Here is a 23,379-nt window from a genome sequence, read left to right as displayed (position 1 = left end):
GAGCACGCGGCCGACCACGGCGCGCAGCGCGTCCTGCACGATTTCGTCATAGGGAATCAGGCTGTCGCGGACATCGTCACTCATGCGCGGGGGATGAACGGGCGCGGCGCGGGGGTCAAGGGGGGAGAATCGCCTTGCAACGCGAAACAGACGCTCTAAGGGGTCGCCCATGCGAACCGCCACCGTCCAGCGCACGACCAAGGAAACGGATATCGCGATCGCCGTCAACCTCGACGGCACGGGCGACTATTCGGTGTCCACCGGCATCGGTTTCCTCGACCATATGGTCGAGCAATTGTCGCGCCATTCGCTGATCGACATCGCGATGACGGTGAAGGGCGACCTGCATATCGACCAGCACCACACGGTCGAGGATTCGGCGCTCGCGCTCGGTGAGGCGGTCGCGAAGGCGCTCGGCGACAAGCGCGGCATCGCCCGCTACGGCGAAGCGCATTCGCCGATGGACGAGACGCTGACCCGCTGCGCGCGCGATATTTCGGGCCGGCCCTATTGCGTCTATAAATCGGGCTTCTCGCAGCCGCGGCTCGGCGAGATGGATACCGAGCTTTTCCCGCACTGGTTCGCAAGCTTTGCGCAGACCGCCGGGATCACGCTGCATCTCGAGACGCTCTACGGCGAGAACAACCATCACATCGCCGAAAGCAGCTACAAGGCGCTCGCGCGCGCGCTGCGGCAGGCGGTCGCGATCGACCCGCGCAAGGGCGACGCGATTCCCTCGACCAAGGGGGTCCTCTAGGACCGTCCGATGAGCGCCATTGCCCTGATCGACTATGGCGCGGGCAATCTTCGCTCGGTGCACAATGCGCTCGTCGCGGCGGGCGCGGACAATGTTGCCGTCACCGCCGATCCCGATGTCGTGGCCAAAGCCGATCGCATCGTGCTGCCCGGCGTCGGTGCGTTTGCGGCCTGCATGAACGGTCTGTCGGCGATCGACGGGCTGGTCGGCGCGCTGGAGCAGCGCGTGCGCGGCGATGGTGCTCCTTTCCTCGGAATCTGCGTCGGTATGCAATTGCTCGCGGACGCGGGCGAGGAGCATGGCACGCACAAGGGGCTCGGGTGGATTTCGGGCACCGTTCGCGCCTTCGATCCGGCACCGGGCCTCCGCATCCCGCACATGGGCTGGAACGATGTCATACCCGCCTTCGCGCATCCGGTGACCGCGGCGGGCGAGGCCTATTATCTCCACGGCTATCATTTCGCCGACGCGGTCGATGTCGCCGCCACCAGCAGCCACGGCACGACCTTCACCGCTGCGGTCGCGAAGGACAATATCGTCGGCGTTCAGTATCACCCCGAAAAAAGCCAGGCATACGGCCTGGCGACCCTGGAAAGATTCCTCGCATGGCGGCCCTGACCATCTTCCCCGCGATCGACCTCAAGGGCGGGCAGGTGGTGCGTCTTGCCGAGGGTGATATGGCGCGCGCGACCGTCTATGGCGACGATCCGGCCGCGCAGGCGCGGCTGTTCGCGGAAGCGGGTGCGAGCCACCTGCACGTCGTCGATCTTGACGGGGCGTTCGCGGGCGCGAGCGTCAACGGCGCGGCGGTGGAGAGCATCATTGCCGCCTTTCCGGGCAAGGTACAGGTCGGCGGCGGCGTCCGCGACCGTGCCGGGGTCGATCGCTGGCTCGCGCTCGGCGTCGAACGGGTGATCATCGGCACCGCGGCGCTGAAGGACCCCGATTTCGTCAAGTCTGCCGCGCGCGACCTGCCCGGCCGGATCGTTGTCGGGGTCGATGCGCGCGACGGCATGGTCGCGACCGAGGGCTGGGCCGATGTTTCCGACGTGCGCGTCGAGGATCTGGCGCGCCGCTTCGAGGATGCGGGCGTCGCGGCGCTTCTCTTCACCGACGTCGGCCGCGACGGGCTGCTCAAGGGTTGCAATGTCGAGGCGACGGTGGCGCTCGCCGAGGCGGTCGATATCCCGGTGATCGCCAGCGGCGGCGTTGCGGATATCGCCGACATTCACGCGCTCCGCCCGCACGTCGCGGACGGCATCGAAGGCGTCATCACCGGCCGGGCGCTCTACGACGGCCGCCTCGATCTCGCCGAGGCGATTGCGGCGGGCGCGGCGTGACCGTCCGCGTCCGCGTCATCCCCTGCCTCGACGTCGCCGACGGGCGCGTCGTCAAGGGCGTCAATTTCGTCGACCTGCGCGACGCGGGCGATCCGGTCGAGGCGGCGCGCGCCTATGATGCCGCAGGCGCCGACGAGCTTTGCTTCCTCGACATTTCCGCCAGCCATCAGGGGCGCGGCACCTTGCTCGACATGGTGAACCGCACCGCCGAAGTCTGCTTCATGCCGCTCACCGTCGGCGGCGGGGTGCGGAGCGCCGACGATGCGCGCGCGCTGCTGCTCGCGGGCGCCGACAAGGTCGCGGTGAACAGCGCCGCGGTGGCGCGGCCCGAACTCGTCGCCGACATCGCCGACCGCTTCGGCAGCCAGTGCGCGGTCGGCAGCATCGATGCGCGGCGGGTTGATACCAAAGATGGTGGGGACGGCCGCTGGGAAATCTTCACCCACGGCGGGCGCAAGCCAACCGGGATCGATGCGCTCGAGCATGCCATTCGCCTCGCCGACCTCGGGGCGGGCGAACTGCTCGTCACCAGCATGGACCGCGACGGCACGAAGGACGGCTATGACCTCGCGCTCGTCCGCGCGATTGCCGACGCCGTCAGCGTGCCGGTGATCGCGAGCGGCGGGGTCGGCAATCTCGACCATCTCGTCGCCGGCGTGATCGAGGGCGGCGCGAGCGCGGTCCTCGCCGCGAGCATCTTCCACTTCGGCGAGGCGACGATCGCCGAGGCGCATGCCCGGCTCGCCGCGGCCGGATTGCCCGTCCGCGCACATTAAATCTGGCGCGGGGGTGGTCACGCGGGGAGGGGGCTGCAATAGAAGGCCCATGACCTCCAAACTCCGCCTCGCCGACCGCACCAACGACATCTTCCCGATCCTCGGTTTCGTCGCGGCGCTGGCGAGCTTCGCGATGCCGCTCAATGCATGGCTCGTCGCGATCATCCTGATGGGCGCGGTGGTCGCGGCGGTCCACCATGCCGAGGTCATCGCGCACCGCGTCGGCGAGCCGTTCGGGACGCTGATCCTTGCGCTCGCGGTGACGGTGATCGAGGTCGGACTGATCCTGACCCTGATGCAGGCCGAGCCCGAAAAGGCACAGACGCTCGCGCGCGACACGGTGTTCGCAGCGGTGATGGTGATCCTCAACCTGCTGATGGGCCTCTGTCTGCTCAGCGGCGCGATCCGGCACCATGAACAGCGGTTCCAGCGTACCGGCATCGGCGCCGCGCTCGCGACCTTGACCGTGCTCACCGTCGTGACGCTGGTGCTGCCCAATTTCACATCGAGCGTGCCGGGGCCTTTCTATTCGGCGAAGCAGCTCGGCTTCGTCGCTGCGGTGTCGCTGATCCTCTATGCGACCTTCGCGCTCGTCCAGACCGTGCGCCACCGCGACTATTTCCTGCCCGACGGCGATGCCGATGGCGACGGGGAGCCCGATGCCCACGCCGCCCCGCCGAGCGCCCAGCGCACCGCCATTTCGGGCGCGCTGCTGCTCGCCAGCCTGTTCGCGGTCGTCCTGCTCGCAAAGAACCTGTCCCCCGTCATCGGCGCGCTGCTCGCCGACTGGGGCGCGCCGCCCGCGGTGCTCGGCGTGCTGATCGCGGCGCTGATTCTCGCCCCCGAAGGGCTTGCGGCGGTGCGCGCGGCGAAGGCCGACCGCCTGCAGACGAGCCTCAATCTCGCCCTGGGTTCGGCGCTCGCGACGATCGGGCTCACCATTCCGGCGGTCGCAATCCTGTCGATCGCCACCGACCTGCCGATCAGCCTCGGCCTCGACGCCAAATCGACGGTGCTGCTGTTCCTGTCGCTGATCGTCGCGTCGCAGACGCTGGCCAACGGGCGCACCACGGTGCTGCAGGGCGCGATCCACCTGATGCTGTTTGCGGTCTATCTTTTCACGACCTTCGTGCCCTGAAGGGCGTCAGGTCTTGCGGATGAACACCGTTCCCGCCGAATAGCCCGCGCCGAACGAGCAGATCAGCCCGGTGTCGCCGGCGACCATGTCCGCATGGTTCAGGTGAAAGGCGATGATCGACCCTGCGCTCGACGTATTGCCATAGGTATCGAGCACGGTCGGGCTCTCGTCCGCGCTCGCTTCGTGTCCCAGCACGCGCTGCGCGATCAGCCGGTTCATATTGGTGTTCGCCTGATGCAGCCACAAGCGGCGCATGTCGCCGCCCTCGAGGCCCAGCACCTCCATCTGTTCGACGATCATCGCCGCGACCATCGGCACCACCTCCTTGAACACCTTGCGGCCTTCCTGGACGAAAAGCTTGTCGCTTTTCGGCCCCGTCTGGTCGATCCCCCCGTGCGCGCGGTTCAGAAAACCGAAATTGTTGCGGATATTGTTCGAGAAGACGGTCTTGAGCTTGGTGCCGAGGATGTCCCAATGCCCCGCGGGCGCGATGGCCTTGTCCTCGACGAGAATCGCGGTCGCGACGTCGCCGAAGATGAAATGGCTGTCGCGGTCGCGCCAGTTCAAATGCCCCGAACAGATTTCGGGGTTCACGACGAGGACGCTCTTCGCGTGCCCCGCGCGGATATAGTCGGCGGCGGTCTGGATGCCGAAGGTCGCCGACGAGCAGGCGACGTTCATGTCGAAGCCGAAGCCGTCGATGCCGAGCGCGTCCTGAATCTCGACCGCCATCGCCGGATAGGCGCGCTGCATGTTCGACGCGGCGCAGAGCACGGCATCGACGTCCTTCGCATCGCGCCCGGCGCGCACGAGCGCGTCCTTCGCCGCCGCGACGCCGATCTCGGCCAGGATCGACAGCTCGTCGTTGCCGCGTTCGGGCAGGCGCGGCGCCATATGCGCAGGGTCCAATATGCCCGCCTTGTCGACGACATGGCGCGACCCGATCCCGCTCGCCTTCTCGATGAATTCGACGCTCGATTCGGTGAGTTCGGACATCTCACCAGCGGCGATCGCGGCGGCATTTTCCCTATTGTGCAGCGCAACATAGCGGTTAAAACCATCGACAAGTTCTTCGTTGGAGATGCGTTCGGCGGGGGTGAAGAGGCCGGTTGCGGAAATGACCGGCTGCGGTGCGTGCGACATGGCAGTCCTGCATGTTTTGTTTTCGAAGGCATGCTGATTAGGCCCGGTCGCGAAGAGGCGCAACGGCTCGCAATCACCCTGAACATGTCCCGACGCCATGGTTAACCCGCCACTAACCATTTTGGTGGCAGAGTATCTGACGCAGGCCTCCGGGGGGATGGCTCCCCGGGCGCTGTGCGGGAGCATGACCATGGTGACGCGTTCGGGACCGGCCGCAGGCGACCTGTCCATCTCGGAAATCAAGGAATTCGCGGGCTTCCCCGCGGCGACGCAGCGGTATATCCGCCGCTCGCTCGATATCGGCCTCGAACGCGACGACGCGATCGCCCGCTGGTCGCGCGACATGGTCGAGGAAACCGCGATCCGCGTGCAGGCCAAGGTCTATCAGCGGTTGATCGATATTCGCGCCCATATTCCTGACGATAGCGGGCTCGACGCGCTCGAACATTTCATGGCGCCGCTCGTGGCGGTGTCGGCGTTCGATCTCGGGCAGGACCGGCTGCCCGGCTTCGCCCCCTATCGCTTCCTTTACGAGCGTCTGCTCGGCGCGCATGCGCGGCCGTGGCTGCCGGGGGCCTTCTGCGCCGCGGCGTCACTGCCGCACCTCCACCCCGACAAGCGCAAGACGCTGCTCCAGTCGATCAGCGAAGCCGCCGCGACCGCGCCCGGCTGGTCGGCGCGCGAGCCGAGCTTCTATCCCGAATGGGTCGACAAGATCGACGAGACCAAACCGGCGAATTAAAACTCAGGCAAACAGTGCGCGGTAAAGCCCGAACGCACTCGTCGCGGTCAGCACGACGCCGACCAGCGTCAGCATCAGCTTGACCGAAAAGCGCTTCGCCATGAAGGCGCCGATCGGCGCGGCGAGTACGCCGCCGATCAGCAGGCCGAGCGTCGCGCCCGCAACGTCGGCGAAACCCAGCTTGAAGATGAAGGTCGCCGATACCGCGAGGGTCAGGAAGAATTCGACGCTGTTCACCGTGCCGACGACCTTGCGCGGCTCGGCGCCCTGGACGAGCAGGTTCGAGGTGACGACCGGCCCCCAGCCGCCGCCGCCCGCGGCATCGAGGAAGCCGCCGACGAGGCCGAGCGGCGCGATCACCGTCGGCTTCTGGACCTTGGGCGGATAGAGGATGCCGCGAACGAGCAGCCAGATACCGATCGCGACCAGATAGGCGAGCACGAAAGGCTTGACCGCATCGGCGTGAAGCGAGGTCAGCACATAGGCGCCGAGCATCCCGCCGATTACGCCCGGGATCAGCAGCTTCCAGAACAGGGGCCATTCGATGTTGCGATGGAGCAGATGGCTGATCCCCGACACCGCGGTCGTGAACACCTCGACGACATGGATGCGTGCCGAAGCGGTCGCGGGCGGCACGCCCATCACCGCGACAAGCAGCGTGTTGCAGATCACCCCGAACGCCATGCCGAGCGCGCCGTCGACGAGCTGCGCGGCGAACCCGATCAGGATGAAGGGCAAAAGGGCAGAGGGGTCCAGTGCCGCCAGATCGAACATATCTTCATCCCAACTATTTTAATTGAGAACGGGTTGCCGCTTTTCGCGGGGATTCGCCAGCCCAATTTTTCTGCTGACGATGAAGGGATTTATTTCCGCGCCCAAGCGGCCGGTCATTCCACCCGATCGGTGATGTTGGCGGGCAGATATTCACGCACATAATCGATGAAGGCGCGCAGCTTGGGCATCACCTGCTTGCGGCTGGGATAATAGAGGAAGAGGCCGCTCGTCTCGTCGGCATGGTCGGTGAGCACCAGTTCGAGCTCGCCCGTTTCGACCATCTTTTTCGCCATCGGTTCGGCGAGCATCCCCATCGCGGCGCCGGTCCGCATCGCGACCAGCGCCGCGATCCAGTCGTTGACGATGACCGGCCCCGACACGGGAACCTCGATCTCGCGATTGCCGCGCGCGAAGGTCCACGGCATCAGCGCGCCGGTCGCGAGGCGAAAGCGGATGCAGCGATGGTCCTTCAGATCCTCGGGCGTCTCGGGCCGCCCGAAGCGGTCGAGATAGGCGGGAGAGGCCGCGGCGACGAAGCGGAACGGGCCGGTGAGGCGGACCGCAATGACATCGGCATCGAGCGATTCGCCCATCCGTACCCCCGCGTCGAACCCGCCGGCGCTGAGGTCGGCGAGTGCGTCGTCGGCATAAATCTCCAACTCGATGTCGGGATAGGCGTCGATGAAGCCCGCGATGATCGGCTCGAACATCGGCTGCACCGCGCCGCGCATCAGGTTGATCCGCAGCCGTCCCGCGGGCCGGTTGCCAAGGTTGCGCGCCGCCTCATAGGCGTCGGCAAGCCCCGAATAGGCGGGCGCGGCGCGTTCGAGGAACATCTCGCCCGCCTGGGTCAGCCCGACGCTGCGCGTCGTGCGCATGAACAAGGGCGCGCCGACGCGCGCTTCGAGCGCCTTCACCGTCTGGCTGATCGCCGAGGGGGAGACGCCGAGGTCGGCGGCAGCGGCGGAAAAGCTCCGCCTTTCCGCGACGCGGAGGAAGGCTTCGATCCCGTCGAGCGCCCCATGGGGGATTGTTAAATCCTGCTTCAAGGCACTTGCAGATTATAGAGGATTATCCATAGGCGCAACTGCTCCTAAAAAGGTTGCACAACGAAACGAAAGGAAACCTCTCCCATGACCTCTCAGCTCTCCTCTTTCCGCCGCTTTCCTGCCGCCTTCGCGATCGTCGCCGCTTCGGCGCTCGCCTTCACCGGCCTGATCGCCTCGACCACTCCGGCCTATGCCCAGAGCGGCAGCGACTATCGCTGCTCGGCGCTCGCCGAACAGGCCTACACCGCTGCCAACGGCGCCGAAGGCAGCAAGCAGGCAAGCGCCAAGCGCTTCGTCGTGACCGGCAAGAAGCTGTGCGAAGCCGGTAACGAACGCGCCGCCGCCAAGCAGTTCCGCGCCGCGCTGAAACTCGCCGGCGTCGCCGAAGCCGAAACCGACGCCAAGATGGCCTCCCGTTAAAAAATGGGGCGCTAAGACAAACCGACACCAATCTCCGGTCCGCTCTCTCCCTCTCCCAGCGGACCCCGCAAACTGGGGCGGCACCTTATAAAAGGGCCGCCCCGTTTTATTTTCAGGAACAGTGCCTCCAGCCGGGGCCGCGCACGGCTCGTCCGGGCGTCGCGCCGGTATGCTCGCCATTCCGCAACACCGCGGCGCCATTCACGAACACGTCGCGCACGCCCGTCGCATAAAGCTGCGGCTTCTCGAAGGTCGCATGATCGGTGATCGTCGCCGGGTCGAACACGACGACATCGGCATAATAGCCGGGCTTCAGCGCGCCGCGGCCCTCGATGCGCAGGTTCGTCGCGGGGAGCGAGGTCAGGCGGCGCACGGCCTCTTCCAGCGGGATCAATTTCTCGTCGCGGACATAGCGGCCGAGCAGGCGCGCGACATTGCCGTAAGCCCGCGGATGCGTGCTCGATTTCAGGAAAACCCCCTCGGGCGCCTGCGATTCGGCGTCCGATCCGAAGCTCATCCACGGCAATTGCACCTGCTTGCGGACATTATCCTCGGACATCAGGAAATAGATGGTGCCGACACGCGAGCCGTCCTCGATCACGAGGTCCATCGCGGTCTCTTCGGGCGACTTACCGCGCGTCGCCGCGACCTCGGCGAGCGTCTTGCCGGTGAGCGGCTTCAGGGCCTCGCTCTTGAAGCCCGCGAGGATCATCTTGTCGGCGCCCGCGCCGATATAGAGATTTTCCCAGTCGCTGCCGGGCTTCTGCATTTCGGCGGCGACGCGGGCGCGGACCGCGGGGTCCTTCAACCGCTTGATCCATTCCTCGAGTCCGCCCGCCTGCACCCAGGTCGGCATCGCGGCGTCGAGCCCGGTCGCGCCCGCGGTATAGGTGTACATGTCGGTCGTGATCCGCAGCCCTTCGGCGCGCGCATCCTCGATCTTTTTCACCACCGCGTCATATTTGTCCCAATTGCCGCGCCCCGCCATCTTGAGATGATAGATTTCGGCGGGCGCGTTCGACCGGCGCGCGATCTCGATCAGCTCGTCGACCGCCTGCTCGATCCGGTCGCCCTCCGACCGCATATGGCTGATATACATGCCGCCGCATTTGCCCGCCTCGGTCATCAGCGCGACGAGCTCGGGCGTCTCGGCATAGGAGCCGGGGGCGTAGATCAGCGAACTGCCGACGCCGAGCGCGCCCTCGTTCATCGCCTGCCGGACGAGCAATTTCATCCGGCCGAGCTGTTCGGGGGTCGGATCGACGTCGTCCTCGCCGAGTTCGTGGACGCGCACCGTCGCGGCGCCGACGAAGCTCGCGATATTGGTCGAGATGCCGCGCTTCTCCAGATAGCCGAGATAGTCGCCGAGGCTCGTCCACGCGATCGGATATTTGATGTCGCCCTGCCGCCCGGTTTCCTGCGCCTTCATCGTCGCATTCATCGGGCCCATCGACCAGCCTTCGCCCATCACTTCCAGCGTCACGCCCTGACGGATGTCGCTCTGGCTCTTCGGGTCGGCGATCAGCGATTCGGTCGCCCAGCTCAGCATGTTGATGAAGCCCGGCGCGACCGCCATGCCCTTGGCCGCGACCTCGGTCCGGCCCTTGCCCGCGACCTTGCCGACCGCGACGATCCGGTCGTCCTTGATCGCGACATCGCCGGCGACCGGCGGCTTGCCCGACCCGTCGTAAAGCGTGCCGCCGCGGATCACGACGTCATAGGCGGGCTCCGCCGCGACCGCAGGCACCGCACAGCCGAGCAGCAGCGCAAAGACGAGGGGGCGACCGGCTATCATCTGTTTCTCCCCATATGTCGCTGAAAATCCGCGTTCCGTTTTATTTCCGCCGGTAGCGGAAATACCATACCTCGTGCCCTTGCGCACGGGCCTTGGCCTCGTAGCGCGTTTCGGGCCAGCCGCCTGGGCGGACGAGGAAGTCCTTCGCCTCCTTCGCGAGCCACTCGAACTGGTGGCGATGGCGCCGCATGACCATCAGCGCGTGCGCCAGATAGACGGGATGGTCGGTGCCGAAGCGGAATTCGCCGCCGGGCTTCAGCTTCGCGGCGATCAGATCGACCGGCCCGTCGTTCATCATCCGCCGCTTGGCATGGCGCGCCTTTGGCCACGGATCGGGATGGAGCAGATAGGCGAAGGAGAGCGCGCCGTCGGGAATCCGGCGCAGCACCTCGAGTGCGTCGCCATGATGGATGCGGACATTGGCGAGCGGCAGGCGCGCACCATGATCGCCCGCGATATGGACCAGCGCCTGCGCCACGCCGTTGACGAACGGCTCGGCGCCGATGAAGCCATGATCGGGGAGCATGTCGGCGCGCCCCGCCATATGCTCGCCGCCGCCAAAACCGATTTCAAAATGCAACGGACGTTCGTCGCCGAACAGATGCTGCGCGGCAACTTCGCCAACTTCCGGCACCGCGATCTGCGGCAGCAGATGATCGACCAGATCCTGCTGCCCCGCGCGCAGGGGCTTGCCCTTCGCGCGGCCATAGAGCCGGTTGAGCGTCGTCGGATCGCCTGATTTATAAGCCGTCATGCCGCGCGCCCTAGCCTTGGCGCCGGGCGCGGGCAAGCCGTCAAGCGGCGATGGCGGCCTTCAGTTTCTCGGTCAGGTCGGTGCGTTCCCACGGGAAGGCGTCGCCCGTCGCGGTGCGGCCGAAATGGCCGTAGGCGGCGGTCTGCTTGTAGATCGGCTTGTTGAGGCCGAGGTGGGTGCGGATGCCCTTCGGCGTCAGACGGACGAGCTGCGGAATCGCCTGCTCGATCGCGCCCTCGGTCACACCCTCGGCGGCGGTGCCGTGCAGGTCGACATAGATCGACAGCGGCTCGGCGACGCCGATCGCATAGCTCAGCTGGATCGTGCAGCGGCGGGCAAGCCCCGCGGCGACGATGTTCTTTGCAAGATAACGGGTGACATAAGCCGCCGAGCGATCGACCTTGGTGGGGTCCTTGCCGCTGAACGCGCCGCCGCCATGCGGGCTGGCGCCGCCATAGGTGTCGACGATGATCTTGCGGCCGGTCAGCCCGGCGTCGCCATCGGGGCCGCCGATCTCGAAACGGCCGGTCGGATTGATGTGATAGACGGTGTTCGCGGTCAGCAGCTCGGCCGGCAGCACGTCGGCGATCACGCCGAGCACATATTTGCGCAGCTCCTGATATTTCGCTTCGTCGCCGTCGCCGCCGTGGAAGAAATAACCCGGCGCATGCTGCGTCGACACGACGATCGCGGTCGCTTCGACCGGGCGCTCGTTGGCATAGCGCAGCGTGACCTGGCTCTTGGCGTCGGGTTCGAGGAAGGGCGCCGTGCCGGCCTTGCGGTCGGCGGCCATGCGCTCGAGGATCTTGTGGCTGTAATCGAGCGTCGCGGGCATCAGGTCGGGTGTCTCGTCCGATGCATAGCCGAACATGATGCCCTGGTCGCCCGCGCCTTCGTCCTTGTCGGCGCTCTCGTCGACGCCCTGCGCGATGTGCGCCGACTGGCCATGGAGGTTGTTTTCGAAGCGGAACTCGTTCCAGTGGAAGCCCGACTGTTCATAGCCGATATCCTTCACCGTCTTGCGGACGGTCGCCTCGATCTCGTCGAGCGCGCCGGGCGCCCATTCGCCATTCTCGAACACGCCCTTGCAGCGAATTTCGCCCGCCAGCACGACAAGCTGCGTCGTGGTCAGCGTCTCGCACGCGACGCGCGCTTCGGGGTCCTTCGACAGGAACAGATCGACGATCGAATCCGAAATCTGGTCGGCGACCTTGTCGGGATGGCCTTCGGACACGCTTTCGGAGGTGAAGAGGAAGCTGTTGCGCATGGAGGGGACCTTTTGTGGAATCGAATATAAAGGATGCTTTATGTCGGCGCCTGTTAGCGCCCGCGCCGCCGAAAGGCAATGGCGGCGGCGAGCAGCAGCAGGGCAAAACCGACCGGCAGCATATTGCCATATAGCGCGAAGAGCGTCGGGGCGTGGGGGCGCGGGATGACGGTATCGATCCGCCCTGCCGTGTGCATCGGGATCGATTCGCGGACGCGGCCGTCGGCATCGATTACCGCGCTGATCCCGGTCGGCGTTGCGCGGATCACGGGCAACCCCTCCTCGATCGCGCGCAGCCGCGCCTGCGCCAGATGCTGCGGCGGACCCCAGCCGCCGAACCAGGCGTCGTTCGACGGGTTGAAGATGAAGTCGGGGCGATGGGTGCGGTCGACGACCTGCCCCGAGAAGATGATCTCGTAGCAGATTTGCAGCCCCGCCCGACCGAAGCGCCCGAGGTCGAGCGTGTGCGGGCCGGGGCCGGGCCAGAAATCGATGTCGCCGGGCGCGAGGCGCGACAGGCCGATCGCCGACAATATCGGCCGCATCGGCAGATATTCGCCATAGGGGACGAGATGCGCCTTGTCGTAGCGCGCGCCGAGCGTGCCGTCGGAATGCACGGTCATCACCGCATTGCGCGCGCCGACCGCCTCGCCGCGTCTGTCGAACTCGAGCTTGAGTGCGCCGAGCAGCATGACGTCGCCGGGGTTCATCAGGCTGGTCAGCCGCCCGCGCGCCTCGGCGGGCGAGCGGTCGTAATAGACGGGCGGATATCCGGTTTCGAGATAGTCCGGGATCGCCGCCTCGGGCCACAGGATCAGCCGCGGCACGTCATCCTTCGGCGCGGTCAGCCGCGCCAGCTTGGCGAAATTGGCGTCGGCCTTGCTGCCCTCCCATTTGTCCTGCTGCCCGACATTGGGCTGGACGACGGTGATCGGGATGCGTGATGGGGCGTTCATGGCCTTGCCGTTGATCGCGACGGTGACGCTCGCACTCGCGATGCCGGCAATGGCAGCTGCGGTGAGCAGCCCCGGCCCCGCCGCAACGAGCGCCGCCGCTTTCCAGCGCCGCGCTGCAAGCAGCGGCAGCGCGCCCGCCACGAGCAGGATCAGCGCGCCTATTCCGTAGGTTCCGATCCAGATTGCCGCCGAAGCAAAAGGCCCGGCTGCGATCGCGCCGAGCGGATTCCACGCAAAGCCGGTGAACACCCAGCTCCGCAGCCATTCGGTGAGCGCCCATAGCGCTGCGAAAGCGAGGATATAGGATGGCTCCGTTGCGGGCCGCTGCCGGACCTGCCACGCCCCCCATGCCGCCAGCGCCGGATAGACCGCCAGATAGAGCGCCAATAGCAGCACCGCGACCCACCCCAGCCACGCCGGCATCGCCGCCTGATAGGTGAAGGCGGTCGCGATCCAGTTGAGGCCGATGGCGAAATGCCCGACCCCGAAGGCCCAGCCGATCCCGAGCGCGCGCCGCCCTTTGAAACTCCGCGCGACCAGCGCTATCCAGCCCGCGAAGGCGAGCAAGGTCAGCGGCCAGAGGTTCAACGGTGCGAACCCCGTCGCTGACACGGCACCGAGAGCCAGGGCGAGGAGCTTCGGCCAGCGGTCGGCGAAAGCGATGATGCGGGAAGAGATCGCGGTCACGCGCGCTCTTTAGCCGCGCGGCGGTGCCCCGACAATGACTTGCGCGTTTCGGGACGGCGGACCTGTCGGCCGGTTTCGACCGGAAGCGGACGCCCTGCCTCTCCTAACTTTGTCATTCCCGCGAAAGCGGGAACCCAGGGATGGGTAAGCGGACGGACGCTCTGGGTCCCCGCTTTCGCGGGGATGACGAAGTAAAGAAAGGGCAGCGTCCGCTCACCACCCCAAAGCCGCCTTCACAGCATATATTTCATCCGGATCGCCTGCCGCACCTCGCCCGCGACCGCAAAACTCGCCGCCTTGAACTTCGGCGGTCCCATTCGGATCGCCGGGTTGCGCGAGAAGCCGAAACCCTCTCTTGGCAGGAACAGCGCCATGTCCATCTTGTTGTTGCCGTTCTCATCGTGAACGACTGCGATCGCATAGGTGCCGTCGGCGGGCGCACGGACGATGAAGTCGCCTGCGTCGGCCGTCTTTACCGCCATTCGCACCGACGCCTTGTCCTTGCTGCAATCGGGAAAGGCTTTCGGATTGGTGGTCAGGCAGACGAGAAGCTGCCCCTTGGCGTTGCGCAGCCCGGTGATGCTGACCTCAACGCTCGGCGGCGGCGTGCTCGCCGCGGCCAGCAGCGGCAAAAGCGCCCAGCCCGATATCCGTGCCGCACGCCTTGTCCCAGAAACGGAAGTAAAGGCCATAATTCCCCCGATAGGCGGCGTGATGCGCTTCGTGATGCGTTGCGGTTATCAGCCATCGCCCCGCCGGTCCATGGACGAGCGCGCGCGGGAACATCTCCCACCCCATATGGTTGCCGACGCCCATGATCGTCATAATCGCCAGGACCAGCCCCAGCGCTGCGGCATGGATGGGAACGACGAACACCAGCGCCGGAATGACGATGGCGCCGCTGATCGCCTCGACGGGGTGAAAGCTCATCGCCGCCCATGCGGTCGGCGGGCGGCTCTGGTGATGGACGGCGTGCGCAAGGCGGAACAGCCGGGGGCGGTGCATCAGCCGGTGCGTCCAATAGAACCACATATCGTGGATCAGCAGATAGGCGAAGAGGCTGACCGGCAGATACCAGAGCGGAAAGGCCTGGAGATCGGTGTAGATGCGCGTCCAGCCGCGCGCCTGCCATCCCCAGGCGACGATGCCCGCGGGCACGCCATAGATGGCGGCGCTGGCTAGGCTCCAGCCGATCTCGCGCCGCATCTGCGCCTCGAGCCCGCGATAGAGGCCGGGATGCCTGAGCCGCGTCGCCAGCGCGAAGCCGCCGCTGCTGAGCAGATAGCGCCCCCCGACGATCGCCGTCATCGCGAGCGCCGACAGCGCGATGGCGGCGGCGGCATTCATCCGGGTGGCGGGCTCGCGGCACCCGCGCCGAGCGCGCGCTGCATGAAAACCGTGTCGAGCCAGCGGCCCTGCTTCCACCCGCTCGCCTCGAGCCGTCCGGCATGGGCGAAGCCGCAGCGCGCGTGGAGCGCGACCGACGCGGGCTCGGCGCCGCCGATCACCGCGATCATCGTGCGAAACCCCGCCGCCTCCGCCGTGACCAGCAGAGCATCGAGCAGCGCGCGGCCAATCCCGCGCCCCTGATGCGCCGGGCCCACATAGATGCTGTCCTCGCACGTCCAGGCATAGGCCGGGCGGTCGCGGAACTGACTGGCATAGGCATAGCCCGCGACCGCTCCGTTTTCGTCGCGCGCGATCAGGAAGGGCCAGTCCTTCGCTCGATGCTCGGAAATCAGTCCCGCAGTGGCGAGCACGCTACGCGGCTCGATGTCGTAGGTCGCGGTGCCGTGCGCGACATGATGCGCATAGATGGCGGCGACCGGCTTCGCATCGTCGGGGGTGGCGGGGGTGACGGTAAAGGTGGGCGCATCCGACATGGAGAGCGTTGTGCCGGAAGCGAATTCGCTTGTCACCTTCGCTCAGGAGAGGGTGGCGGCATAGTCTGACTTTGCCGCGCCTGCATTCTTCGTCACCCCGGACTTGATCCGGGGCCCCGCTTTCGGACGGTGCAGAGCAGGACCCCGGATCAAGTCCGGGGTGACGGGAGAGCAAGGCGGAGCCGCTTCCCCCGCTCTCCCCGCTCCGCTAAGCCTGCCGCATGGCCGTGCCCGAACCCGTTTCCTGCGACATCGCCATCGTCGGCGGCGGACTCGCGGGCGGGCTCGCGGCGCTGGCGCTCGCGCGGCGGCGGCCCGACCTCGACGTGCGGCTGATCGAGCCGGGCACGGTCGGCGGCAACCATATCTGGTCCTTCTTTGGCGCCGATGTCGCGACGCGCGACCGCTGGCTCGTCGAACCGTTGATTCGTCATCACTGGGACGGCTATGCCGTCACTTTCCCTGCCTATCGGCGCGATCTCGCGATGCCTTACAACAGCATCACCGGCGAGGCGCTCGCCGAAGCGGTCGCTGCGGTACTCCCCGCCGACCGGCGGATCGCCCAATCGGCGATCCGGCTGGAACCGCAACGGGTTCACTTCGACGACGGCACCCGGCTCGGTGCGCGGCATGTCATCGACGCGCGGGGGATTGGCGACCTCGCGGGAATCGATTGCGGCTGGCAAAAATTCGTCGGACAGGCGCTACGGATCGAGGGTGGGCACGGGCTGGCCCAGCCGACGGTGATGGACGCGACGGCCGAGCAGATCGGCGGCTACCGTTTCTTCTATGCTCTGCCGTTCGATGCCGAGACCGTTTTCGTCGAGGATACTTATTACAGCGACGATGCCGCGCTCGACATCGCGGCGGTGCGCGAGCGGATCGCCGCCTATGCCACCGCACGTGGCTGGACCATCGTCGAAATCGAGCGCGAGGAGACCGGCTGGCTCCCCGTCGTGGTGGCGGGCGATTTCGATGCGCTGTGGCCGGAAGCGGACGGCGTGGCGCGCATCGGTGTTCGCGCGGGCCGCTTCCACGCGACCACCGGCTATTCGCTACCCGACGCGGTCCGCACGGCGGCGGCGCTGCCTGCGCTCGTTGACCGGACCGACCTCGCCATGGTGCTGCGCGATCAGGCGGCGGCTTCGTGGCGGCGCCAGCGCTTCTACCGGATGCTCGGCGCGATGCTGTTCCGCGCCGCCGCGCCGAACCGGCGCTATCGCATCTTCGAACGCTTTTACCGCCTGTCGCCCGGCCTGATCGCGCGCTTCTATGCCGGGGCATCGACGGCGCGCGACAAGCTGCGTATCCTCTCGGGCAAGCCGCCCATCCCCGTCGGCAAGGCGCTGGCCGCGCTGGCGAAGCTGGATTGGCGATGAGGCGCGCCATCGTCATCGGTGCGGGTTTCGGCGGCCTGGCGCTGGCGATCCGGCTCCAGTCGGCGGGGATCGCAACGACGACCGTCGAGGCGCGCGACAAGCCCGGCGGGCGCGCCTATCACTGGACCCAGGGCGGCTTCACCTTCGACGCGGGACCGACCGTGATCACCGATCCGCCGTGCCTGCGCGAGCTGTGGGCGCTCAGCGGGCAGGACATGGCGCGCGACGTCGATCTGATCCCCGTGATGCCCTTCTACCGGCTGGACTGGCGCGATGGATCGCGCTTCGACTATGCGAACGATGAGGCCGCGCTGCGCGCCGAGATCGACCGGCTCAGCCCCGCCGACGTCGCGGGATACGAACGCTTCCTCGACTATTCGCGGGGCGTCTACGAGCAGGGCTATGTCAAGCTGGGTTCGGTCGCCTTCCTCGATTTCGCTTCGATGATCCGCGCCGCGCCCGCGCTGATGAAATATCGGGCGTGGCGCAGCGTCTATGCGGTCGTCTCTTCCTATGTAAAGGACGAAAGGCTGCGGCAGGCGCTGTCGTTCCACACTCTGCTCGTCGGCGGCAATCCGATGACGACCAGCGCTATCTATGCGCTGATCCACACCATCGAGAAGCAGGGCGGCGTCTGGTGGGCGCGCGGCGGGACCAACGCGCTGGTCGCCGGCATGGTGCGATTGTTCGAGCGGCTCGGCGGGACATTGCGCCTCGGCGACCCGGTCACCGCGATTGAGACGGCGGGCGACTGCGCAACCGGCGTCCGGACGCTCGGCGGCTGGCACGGTGACGCCGAGATGGTCGCGTGCAACGGCGATCTGATGCACAGCTACCGCGACCTGCTCGCCGGGCATCCGCGCGGGGCCAGGGTCGCGCGGAGCCTGTCGCGCAAGCGCTGGTCGCCATCGCTGTTCGTCGTTCATTTCGGGGTGAAGGGCGACTATCCCGGCATCGCGCACCACAGCATCCTGTTCGGCCCGCGTTACGCGGGGCTGCTGCGCGACATTTACGGCGGCGTCGTACCGCAGGATTTCTCGCTCTACCTCCACCACCCCAGCGCGACCGATCGCAGCATGGCGCCTGAAGGCCATGCGACCTTTTACGCGCTCGCCCCCGTCGCGCATCTCGGCAAGGCCAAGGCCGACTGGGACGGCGATTTCGGCGCGCGCTTCGCCGACGCGATATTGGAAGAGGTCGAGCGCCGCGTCCTCCCGGACCTACGCGCCCGGCTCGTCACGCGCTTCCACTATGCCCCCACCGATTTCGGCCGCGACCTGTCGGCGCATCTCGGCAGCGCTTTCAGTCTCGAACCTTTGCTCCGGCAAAGCGCGTACTTTCGCGCTCATAATCGCGACGACCGGATTTCGAACCTTTACTTCGTCGGCGCGGGGACGCATCCCGGTGCGGGGATTCCGGGAGTGGTCGGAAGCGCAAAGGCGACCGCCGCGTTGATGCTGAACATATGATTCCGTTCGCATCGAGCGAAGTCGAGATGCCCATCGGTCGTACACGCCATATGGGTGTCTCGACTTCGCCCGACACGAACGGCTAAGGGAAGATTTATGAAACGCCTTGCCGTCTATTGCGGGTCTGCGACCCCCGCCGATCCGATCTATATCGAAACCGCGCGCCACGTCGGCCGCACTCTCGCGACGCGGGGCATCGGCGTCGTCTATGGCGGCGGGCGGCTCGGGCTGATGGGCGCGGTCGCCGACAGCGCCCTGGAAGCGGGCGGCGAGGTGATCGGGGTGATCCCCGACGCGCTCGTCGGCACCGAGGTCGCGCATCGCGGCTGCACCGAACTGCACGTCGTCTCGGGAATGCACGAGCGCAAGCGAATGTTCACCGATCTGTCGGATGGTTTCCTGACCATCCCCGGCGGTGTGGGGACGATGGACGAACTTTGGGAAGCGATCAGCTGGGCGCAGCTCGGCTATCATGCCAAGCCCGTGGGCCTGCTCAATGCGGCGGGCTTCTACAACGATCTCATCGCCTTCAACCGCCGGATGATCGAGGTCGGCTTCGTCCGGCCCGCGCACGCCGGGATCATGATCGTCGATGCGGGGATCGACGAACTGCTCGACAAGATGGCGGCCTATCAGCCGCACGAGCCGATCTTCGCGATGAAGGCCGACGATCTGTAATGACGGACGCGGGGGGCTATGACGCACAGGCCCTCCACGGCTTTGCGCACGACAGCATCGTAAAGGGCTCGAAAAGCTTCGCGCTCGCGAGCCAGCTGTTCGACCGCATCACCCGCGAGCGGGTCTGGCTGCTCTACGCCTGGTGCCGCGCCGCCGACGACCTGACCGACGGGCAGGACCATGGCGGCGCGATGGTGCCGGGGCACGATGCCGCGGCGGCGATCGCGAAGATCCACGACCTGACCGACCGCGCTTATGCCGGCGACCCGACGGGCGATCCCGCCTTCGATGCGCTCGGCCTGCTGCTCACCGAGATCGCGATCCCGCGGGCGATCATCCACGATATCATCGCGGGGTTCGATCTCGACGCGAAGGACTGGCGCCCGCGCAGCGAGGCCGATCTGCTGCGCTACGGCTATCATGTTGCGGGCGCGGTCGGGGTCGCGATGGCGCTGGTGATGGGGATCGACCCGAAGGACGAGACGACGCTCGACCGCGCCTCCGATCTCGGCATCTCGTTCCAGCTCGCCAATATCGCGCGCGACATTGCCGAGGACGCCGCCGCCGACCGCTGCTACCTGCCGGTCGAATGGATGGTCGAGCTCGACATTCCGCCCGGCCAGCACATGCATCCCGCCTTTCGCCCGCGCCTGTCGGTTATGGCGAAATGGCTGTCGGAGATGGCGGCGGACTATGAGGCGTCGGCGCGCTGGGGCGCGCGCAAACTGGGTCCGCGCAGCCGTTGGGCGGTGCTCGCCGCAGCGGGCATCTATGGCGACATCGCGCGCGAGGTCAGGGCACGCGGCGACCATGCGTGGGATCATCGCGCCGCGACCTCGCTGCCCGCCAAGCTCGGCTGGGTCGCGCGCGCCGGCTGGTCGGTGCTGCGCCGCCCGCCGCAGCGCCGGATCAGCCGCGATGGCCTGTGGACGCGGCCGCGCCACGGGGGGACGGCATGAGCCAGCTCGAATGGATCGCGGCGGTTCTGGTTCTGATCAACGTCGCGCTCGTCGCGCTCAGGAGCGTCTGGAACTATCCCTTCGCGCTCGTTGCGGTCACGCTCTACGCCTTCGTCTTTTTCGAGGCGAAGCTGTATAGCGACATGCTGCTCCAGGGCTTTTTCTTCGCGCTCAACCTCTACGGCCTGTTCGCCTGGCTCCGCGCGCGCGCGGAAAGCGGCATTCCCGTGGGCTGGATGAGCGCACGGGCGCGTGCGACCTGGGGTGGTGCGACGCTCGCCGCGTGGATCGTCTGGAGCGCCGCGATGCACCGCTACACCGATGCAGCCGCGCCGTGGATCGACGGGGCGATCGCGATGGTCAGCATCACCGCCCAATGGCTGCTCGCGCGGCGGCGCGTCGAAAGCTGGTTCCTCTGGATTCTCGTCGATCTGATCGCGGTGCCGCTTTTTGCGTGGCGCGGCCTCTATGCGACGAGTGCGGTCTATGTCGTGCTGCTCGGCCTGTCGATCGACGGCTTGATCCAGTGGCGCTGCGCCGCCGCGCCGGAGGCGAGGGCGTGACGCGCCACATCTGCCTCCACGGTGCCGAAAGCACCGGCAAGTCGACGCTCGCCCCGCGCCTCGCCGCGCGCCTTGGCGGGCTGGTCGTCCCCGAATATGGCCGCCTCTATGCCGAGACGAACGGTACCGAGTTCGGCGAGGCCGACCTGCTCGCGATCTTCGACGGCCATGTCGCGGCGACGCATGCGGCGCTGGCGCAAAAACCCGAATGGCTGATATCGGACACCGATCCGCTGATGACGCAAGCGTGGGCGATCATGCTGCACGGGCGCCGCCTGCCCCGGATCGATGCGTGGACCGACACCGCCGATCTTTATCTTGTCCCAGCGATGGATCTGCCCTGGCAGGAGGACGGCACCCGTCTCTTCGGTAGCGACCTTGCGCGGCGTCAGTTCATGGACGTCGCGCTCGCCGAACTCGACCGGCGCCGATTGCCTTGGGCCTGGGTCACCGGCGACGGCAACGAGCGGCTCGAAAACGCGCTCGGGGCGGTAAAGACCGCGGGGCTTGGGTAAAGGGCGGCGGGATGTCAGCTTTGAGGAAGCGGATGTTTCCCAACCATGGCCTCGGGGTCTTCGCGCGCAAAGTTCCGCACCCGCGCGCGCCTGCGCACCACCTCCAGCTTGCTTGACCAAAAGTTTCAGTTTGCTACGGGTCTTGGGTATAAAGATACCAATAAGCTTTGGAGAGATCGCCCGATGCACCCCTCAGTCCATGCCCAGACCCACCCCGACAAGCCCGCGGTCGTCGTCGCCGAAACCGGCGAGACGATCAGCTATGGCGAACTCGACGCCGCCTCGAACCGCGCCGCGCAGCTCTTTCGCGCGCATGGGCTGGGGCATGAGGATGTCGTCGCCTTCATGCTCGACAACACGCCCTATTATTACGGGCTGACCTGGGGCGCGCAGCGCGCGGGGTTGCGTTATGTCTGCATCTCGTCGCGGCTGACGCAGGACGAGACCGACTATATCCTCGAAAATTCGGGGGCGAAGATGCTCGTCGTGTCGGCGAGCCTCGCCCCCGCGGCGCTTCAGCTCCAGACCAGGATCGAGCGCTTTTCGATGGGCGGCGCGATTCCGGGCTGGCCGGCGATCGAGGACGCGCTGATGAAGATGCCGGCGGAGCGCATCGCCGACGAGCGCGCCGGGGTCGATATGCTCTATTCCTCGGGGACGACGGGCCGGCCGAAGGGGGTGAAGGTTCCGCTGCCCGAGGAACCCGCGATCGACGCGCCGAACAGCCTCGTGACGCTCGCCGCGGCGGCGTTCGGGCTCGGTCCCGACACCGTCTATCTCTCGCCCGCCCCGCTCTATCACGCCGCGCCGCTGCGCTGGTCGATGACGATTCAGCGCCTCGGCGGCACCGTCATCCTGATGAAGAAATTCGATCCCGAAGGCGCGCTCGCGGCGATCCAGCATTATCGCTGCAATTCGGCGCAGTTCGTGCCGACCCATTTCGTGCGGATGCTCAAGCTCGCGCCCGAAATCCGCGCCCAATATGACGTGACCTCGATGAAGGGGGCGATCCACGCCGCCGCGCCGTGCCCGATCCCGGTCAAACAGGCGATGATCGACTGGTGGGGACCGGTGCTGCTCGAATATTATGCGGGGTCGGAGGGCAATGGCATGACCTTCGCGACCAGCCAGGACTGGCTGACGCACAAGGGCACCGTCGGGCGTGCGCTCAACGGCGTCGTCCATATCGTCGGCGAGGACAATGAGACCGAGGTTCCGGTCGGCGAGGAGGGCGCGGTCTTCTTTGAAAGCGACAGCCTGTTCGAATATCATGACGATCCCGAAAAGACCGCTTCCAGCCGCAATTCGAAAGGCTGGTCCACCCTTGGCGACGTCGGCAAGCTCGACGAAGACGGCTTCCTCTATCTCACCGACCGCAAGAGCTTCATGATCATCTCGGGCGGGGTGAACATCTATCCGCAGGAGATCGAGAATCATCTCGTCACCCACCCGAAGGTTGCCGATGTCGCGGTCGTCGGCGGCCCGCACGAGGAAATGGGCGAAGAAGTGATCGCGGTCGTCCAGCCTGCCGACATGGCCGACGCGACCGACGCCTTCCGCGACGAGCTCATGGTCTATGCGCGCGAGAAATTGTCGGGGGTGAAGATTCCGCGGCGGATCGATTTCCTGGAGGCGCTGCCGCGCCACGACACCGGCAAGCTCTACAAGCGCCTGCTGCGCGACCAATATTGGGAAAAGGCGAAGGCGGGGGAATGACCGCGCGCGTCGAATTCTTCTTCGACCTGTCGAGCCCGTGGACTTGCCTGGCCTTCCATAATCTGCCGGGGGTACTCGAACGCACGGGGTCCGCCGCGACATACCGTCCAATCCTCGTCGGCGGGGTGTTCAACGCGGTCAACCCCGCTGTCTACGCCGCGCGCGAGCAGACCGACAACCGTCGCATGGCGCATAGCTGGAAGATCTTGAAGGACTGGGCGCGGCTGGCGGGGGTGCCGATGAATTTTCCGTCGCAATGGCACCCGGCGAAGAGCATCCACGCGATGCGCTTCTGCTCTGCGATCGAGGACGATCAGGACGCACTCGTCCGCTTCGCGGGCGCCGCCTTCGCGAACTATTTCGACCGGCAGGAAAATCTCGACGATCCGGGCGTTCTCGAAGCTGCCGCGAACGCCGTCGGGCTCGACGGCGCCGCGATCCGCGCCGCCTCGACCACCGACGCGGTGAAGGCGCGGCTGCGCGCCAATACCGAGGAGGTGATCGCGCGCGGCGGCTATGGCTCGCCGACGATCTTCGTCGATGGCACCGACATGTATTTCGGCAACGACCAGCTTCCGCTCGTCGAAGCCGCGCTGAGAACATGAACGTCTTTGAGAAA

Annotated in this window: 25 protein-coding genes; 15 read left to right on the top strand and 10 right to left on the bottom strand. The window is 66.7% G+C overall.

The features are described 5' to 3' along the window. The first annotated feature begins 169 nt into the window (after positions 1-169). From hisB to ACE3SL_RS03880, 5 genes are read left to right on the top strand one after another with little or no spacing between them, the layout of a single operon-like run. Entirely contained in the window at positions 170-757 is a 588-nt protein-coding gene (gene hisB, locus ACE3SL_RS03900) for an imidazoleglycerol-phosphate dehydratase HisB (RefSeq protein ID WP_374524447.1), read from the top strand. Positions 758-766: 9 nt separating this feature from the next. Further along, positions 767-1,375, top strand: coding sequence for an imidazole glycerol phosphate synthase subunit HisH (gene hisH / locus ACE3SL_RS03895; protein WP_374524446.1), 609 nt, complete (start codon positions 767-769; stop codon positions 1,373-1,375). After that, a complete protein-coding gene (hisA, locus tag ACE3SL_RS03890) occupies positions 1,363-2,097 on the top strand; it encodes a 1-(5-phosphoribosyl)-5-[(5-phosphoribosylamino)methylideneamino]imidazole-4-carboxamide isomerase (protein WP_374524445.1) in 735 nt (244 codons plus the stop codon). The genes hisH and hisA overlap by 13 nt, the downstream gene beginning before the upstream one ends. Beyond that, a complete protein-coding gene (hisF, locus tag ACE3SL_RS03885) occupies positions 2,094-2,873 on the top strand; it encodes an imidazole glycerol phosphate synthase subunit HisF (RefSeq protein ID WP_374524444.1) in 780 nt (259 codons plus the stop codon). The genes hisA and hisF overlap by 4 nt, the downstream gene beginning before the upstream one ends. Before the next feature lie 49 nt (positions 2,874-2,922). Next, the gene (locus tag ACE3SL_RS03880) at positions 2,923-4,011 is read left to right on the top strand and encodes a calcium:proton antiporter (protein ID WP_374524443.1); all 1,089 of its coding nucleotides are present in this window, start codon (positions 2,923-2,925) and stop codon (positions 4,009-4,011) included. 6 nt (positions 4,012-4,017) lie between these two features. On the opposite strand, the gene ACE3SL_RS03875 is transcribed toward ACE3SL_RS03880, so the two are convergent. Continuing rightward, on the bottom strand, positions 4,018-5,154 hold the full coding sequence (locus ACE3SL_RS03875; protein ID WP_374524442.1) for a beta-ketoacyl-ACP synthase III: 1,137 nt from the start codon (positions 5,152-5,154) through the stop codon (positions 4,018-4,020). 190 nt (positions 5,155-5,344) lie between these two features. Here ACE3SL_RS03875 and ACE3SL_RS03870 point away from each other — a divergent pair, with 190 nt between their 5' ends. Then, complete coding sequence (locus ACE3SL_RS03870; protein ID WP_374524441.1) at positions 5,345-5,896, top strand: hypothetical protein; 552 nt, start codon at positions 5,345-5,347, stop codon at positions 5,894-5,896. A gap of 3 nt (positions 5,897-5,899) precedes the next feature. Here ACE3SL_RS03870 and ACE3SL_RS03865 read toward each other — a convergent pair whose 3' ends face one another. Beyond that, complete coding sequence (locus ACE3SL_RS03865) at positions 5,900-6,670, bottom strand: sulfite exporter TauE/SafE family protein (RefSeq protein WP_374524440.1); 771 nt, start codon at positions 6,668-6,670, stop codon at positions 5,900-5,902. A gap of 113 nt (positions 6,671-6,783) precedes the next feature. Next, entirely contained in the window at positions 6,784-7,719 is a 936-nt protein-coding gene (locus tag ACE3SL_RS03860) for a LysR family transcriptional regulator (protein WP_374524439.1), read from the bottom strand. A gap of 84 nt (positions 7,720-7,803) precedes the next feature. On the opposite strand from ACE3SL_RS03860, the gene ACE3SL_RS03855 reads away from it, so the two are divergent. Next, positions 7,804-8,139, top strand: a complete 336-nt coding sequence (locus ACE3SL_RS03855) for a hypothetical protein (protein WP_374524438.1) — start codon at positions 7,804-7,806, stop codon at positions 8,137-8,139. A 112-nt stretch (positions 8,140-8,251) separates the two neighbouring features. Here ACE3SL_RS03855 and ACE3SL_RS03850 read toward each other — a convergent pair whose 3' ends face one another. The 7 genes from ACE3SL_RS03850 to ACE3SL_RS03820 form a co-directional block, all read right to left on the bottom strand. Further along, the gene (locus ACE3SL_RS03850) at positions 8,252-9,934 is read right to left on the bottom strand and encodes an amidohydrolase family protein (RefSeq protein ID WP_374524437.1); all 1,683 of its coding nucleotides are present in this window, start codon (positions 9,932-9,934) and stop codon (positions 8,252-8,254) included. Between the two features lie 40 nt (positions 9,935-9,974). Then, positions 9,975-10,688 (bottom strand): tRNA (guanosine(46)-N(7))-methyltransferase TrmB, encoded by a 714-nt coding sequence (locus ACE3SL_RS03845; RefSeq protein ID WP_374524436.1) that lies wholly within the window; start codon positions 10,686-10,688, stop codon positions 9,975-9,977. 40 nt (positions 10,689-10,728) lie between these two features. Next, complete coding sequence (gene metK / locus ACE3SL_RS03840) at positions 10,729-11,955, bottom strand: methionine adenosyltransferase (RefSeq protein WP_374524435.1); 1,227 nt, start codon at positions 11,953-11,955, stop codon at positions 10,729-10,731. A gap of 53 nt (positions 11,956-12,008) precedes the next feature. After that, positions 12,009-13,598, bottom strand: a complete 1,590-nt coding sequence (gene lnt / locus ACE3SL_RS03835; RefSeq protein WP_374524434.1) for an apolipoprotein N-acyltransferase — start codon at positions 13,596-13,598, stop codon at positions 12,009-12,011. A 233-nt stretch (positions 13,599-13,831) separates the two neighbouring features. Continuing rightward, entirely contained in the window at positions 13,832-14,230 is a 399-nt protein-coding gene (locus tag ACE3SL_RS03830; RefSeq protein ID WP_374524433.1) for a DUF2141 domain-containing protein, read from the bottom strand. Further along, complete coding sequence (locus ACE3SL_RS03825) at positions 14,187-14,945, bottom strand: sterol desaturase family protein (protein WP_374524432.1); 759 nt, start codon at positions 14,943-14,945, stop codon at positions 14,187-14,189. Before ACE3SL_RS03825 ends, ACE3SL_RS03830 begins: the two co-directional genes overlap by 44 nt. Beyond that, positions 14,942-15,481: an N-acetyltransferase family protein gene (locus ACE3SL_RS03820; protein ID WP_374524431.1), complete on the bottom strand. Its 540-nt coding sequence runs from the start codon at positions 15,479-15,481 to the stop codon at positions 14,942-14,944. The genes ACE3SL_RS03825 and ACE3SL_RS03820 overlap by 4 nt, the downstream gene beginning before the upstream one ends. A 221-nt stretch (positions 15,482-15,702) precedes the next feature. On the opposite strand from ACE3SL_RS03820, the gene crtY reads away from it, so the two are divergent. From crtY to ACE3SL_RS03780, 8 genes are all read left to right on the top strand, one after another. Further along, positions 15,703-16,860: a lycopene beta-cyclase CrtY gene (gene crtY, locus ACE3SL_RS03815; protein WP_374524430.1), complete on the top strand. Its 1,158-nt coding sequence runs from the start codon at positions 15,703-15,705 to the stop codon at positions 16,858-16,860. After that, complete coding sequence (locus ACE3SL_RS03810; protein ID WP_374524429.1) at positions 16,857-18,329, top strand: phytoene desaturase; 1,473 nt, start codon at positions 16,857-16,859, stop codon at positions 18,327-18,329. The genes crtY and ACE3SL_RS03810 overlap by 4 nt, the downstream gene beginning before the upstream one ends. Positions 18,330-18,425: 96 nt before the next feature. Then, positions 18,426-19,007: a TIGR00730 family Rossman fold protein gene (locus ACE3SL_RS03805; protein ID WP_374524428.1), complete on the top strand. Its 582-nt coding sequence runs from the start codon at positions 18,426-18,428 to the stop codon at positions 19,005-19,007. Further along, complete coding sequence (locus tag ACE3SL_RS03800) at positions 19,007-19,966, top strand: phytoene/squalene synthase family protein (protein WP_374524427.1); 960 nt, start codon at positions 19,007-19,009, stop codon at positions 19,964-19,966. Before ACE3SL_RS03805 ends, ACE3SL_RS03800 begins: the two co-directional genes overlap by 1 nt. Further along, on the top strand, positions 19,963-20,529 hold the full coding sequence (gene pnuC / locus ACE3SL_RS03795) for a nicotinamide riboside transporter PnuC (RefSeq protein ID WP_374524426.1): 567 nt from the start codon (positions 19,963-19,965) through the stop codon (positions 20,527-20,529). Before ACE3SL_RS03800 ends, pnuC begins: the two co-directional genes overlap by 4 nt. Beyond that, positions 20,526-21,044: an AAA family ATPase gene (locus ACE3SL_RS03790; RefSeq protein WP_374524425.1), complete on the top strand. Its 519-nt coding sequence runs from the start codon at positions 20,526-20,528 to the stop codon at positions 21,042-21,044. Before pnuC ends, ACE3SL_RS03790 begins: the two co-directional genes overlap by 4 nt. A gap of 183 nt (positions 21,045-21,227) precedes the next feature. After that, positions 21,228-22,760, top strand: a complete 1,533-nt coding sequence (locus ACE3SL_RS03785; protein WP_374524424.1) for an acyl-CoA synthetase — start codon at positions 21,228-21,230, stop codon at positions 22,758-22,760. Beyond that, positions 22,757-23,365 (top strand): 2-hydroxychromene-2-carboxylate isomerase, encoded by a 609-nt coding sequence (locus ACE3SL_RS03780; protein ID WP_374524423.1) that lies wholly within the window; start codon positions 22,757-22,759, stop codon positions 23,363-23,365. The genes ACE3SL_RS03785 and ACE3SL_RS03780 overlap by 4 nt, the downstream gene beginning before the upstream one ends. Positions 23,366-23,379: the final 14 nt, after the last annotated feature.

It is taken from the genome of Sphingopyxis sp. (assembly GCF_041916015.1).
Taxonomy (GTDB): domain Bacteria; phylum Pseudomonadota; class Alphaproteobacteria; order Sphingomonadales; family Sphingomonadaceae; genus Sphingopyxis.
This window is presented reverse-complemented; position numbering and strand designations above follow the sequence as displayed.

Excerpts from the sequence above, each read along its gene's own strand:
- ACE3SL_RS03865 (WP_374524440.1), bottom strand. The coding sequence starts at position 6,670 with ATGTTCGATCTGGCGGCACTGGACCCCTCTGCCCTTTTGCCCTTCATC.
- ACE3SL_RS03820 (WP_374524431.1), bottom strand. The coding sequence starts at position 15,481 with ATGTCGGATGCGCCCACCTTTACCGTCACCCCCGCCACCCCCGACGAT.
- metK (WP_374524435.1), bottom strand. The coding sequence starts at position 11,955 with ATGCGCAACAGCTTCCTCTTCACCTCCGAAAGCGTGTCCGAAGGCCAT.
- ACE3SL_RS03780 (WP_374524423.1), top strand. The coding sequence starts at position 22,757 with ATGACCGCGCGCGTCGAATTCTTCTTCGACCTGTCGAGCCCGTGGACT.
- crtY (WP_374524430.1), top strand. The coding sequence starts at position 15,703 with ATGGCCGTGCCCGAACCCGTTTCCTGCGACATCGCCATCGTCGGCGGC.
- ACE3SL_RS03850 (WP_374524437.1), bottom strand. The coding sequence starts at position 9,934 with ATGATAGCCGGTCGCCCCCTCGTCTTTGCGCTGCTGCTCGGCTGTGCG.
- ACE3SL_RS03855 (WP_374524438.1), top strand. The coding sequence starts at position 7,804 with ATGACCTCTCAGCTCTCCTCTTTCCGCCGCTTTCCTGCCGCCTTCGCG.
- ACE3SL_RS03845 (WP_374524436.1), bottom strand. The coding sequence starts at position 10,688 with ATGACGGCTTATAAATCAGGCGATCCGACGACGCTCAACCGGCTCTAT.
- ACE3SL_RS03825 (WP_374524432.1), bottom strand. The coding sequence starts at position 14,945 with ATGAATGCCGCCGCCGCCATCGCGCTGTCGGCGCTCGCGATGACGGCG.
- ACE3SL_RS03785 (WP_374524424.1), top strand. The coding sequence starts at position 21,228 with ATGCACCCCTCAGTCCATGCCCAGACCCACCCCGACAAGCCCGCGGTC.
- ACE3SL_RS03875 (WP_374524442.1), bottom strand. The coding sequence starts at position 5,154 with ATGTCGCACGCACCGCAGCCGGTCATTTCCGCAACCGGCCTCTTCACC.
- ACE3SL_RS03805 (WP_374524428.1), top strand. The coding sequence starts at position 18,426 with ATGAAACGCCTTGCCGTCTATTGCGGGTCTGCGACCCCCGCCGATCCG.
- ACE3SL_RS03810 (WP_374524429.1), top strand. The coding sequence starts at position 16,857 with ATGAGGCGCGCCATCGTCATCGGTGCGGGTTTCGGCGGCCTGGCGCTG.
- hisB (WP_374524447.1), top strand. The coding sequence starts at position 170 with ATGCGAACCGCCACCGTCCAGCGCACGACCAAGGAAACGGATATCGCG.
- hisH (WP_374524446.1), top strand. The coding sequence starts at position 767 with ATGAGCGCCATTGCCCTGATCGACTATGGCGCGGGCAATCTTCGCTCG.
- pnuC (WP_374524426.1), top strand. The coding sequence starts at position 19,963 with ATGAGCCAGCTCGAATGGATCGCGGCGGTTCTGGTTCTGATCAACGTC.
- ACE3SL_RS03800 (WP_374524427.1), top strand. The coding sequence starts at position 19,007 with ATGACGGACGCGGGGGGCTATGACGCACAGGCCCTCCACGGCTTTGCG.
- hisA (WP_374524445.1), top strand. The coding sequence starts at position 1,363 with ATGGCGGCCCTGACCATCTTCCCCGCGATCGACCTCAAGGGCGGGCAG.
- ACE3SL_RS03870 (WP_374524441.1), top strand. The coding sequence starts at position 5,345 with ATGGTGACGCGTTCGGGACCGGCCGCAGGCGACCTGTCCATCTCGGAA.
- ACE3SL_RS03880 (WP_374524443.1), top strand. The coding sequence starts at position 2,923 with ATGACCTCCAAACTCCGCCTCGCCGACCGCACCAACGACATCTTCCCG.